Annotated in this window: 1 pseudogene; it reads right to left on the bottom strand. The window is 65.6% G+C overall.

The annotated features are described in order from the left end of the window. Positions 1-317 (bottom strand): annotated as a pseudogene (locus tag BN2475_RS28725) (branched-chain amino acid ABC transporter permease); the annotation flags it as partial.

Genomic DNA, 317 nt, shown 5'->3' on the forward strand with positions numbered 1-317 from the left:
CGACGATGATCACGATTTCCGTCATCGAGATCACGGCGCCCGGCGTCGTGTCGGTGGCCTTGATCACGTTGATCGGGTCGGTGGGCAACAGCTGCGGGAACGGCAGCGGGTTGCGCGACCAGATCATCATGGCCAGCGTCTGCAGCAGGATCGACACCCCGATGGCCGTGATCAGCGGCGCGAGACGCGGCGCTTTGCGCAACGGCCGGTAAGCCACGCGCTCGATCGTGTAGCCGACCACCGAGCAGACGGCCGCTGCGATGATACACGCGCTGACAAGCGTCAGCACGTTGCCGAGGCCGGGGAAGTGGTTCTGC

The sequence above is a fragment of the Paraburkholderia ribeironis genome (genome assembly GCF_900019265.1).
GTDB classification, from domain to species: domain Bacteria; phylum Pseudomonadota; class Gammaproteobacteria; order Burkholderiales; family Burkholderiaceae; genus Paraburkholderia; species Paraburkholderia ribeironis.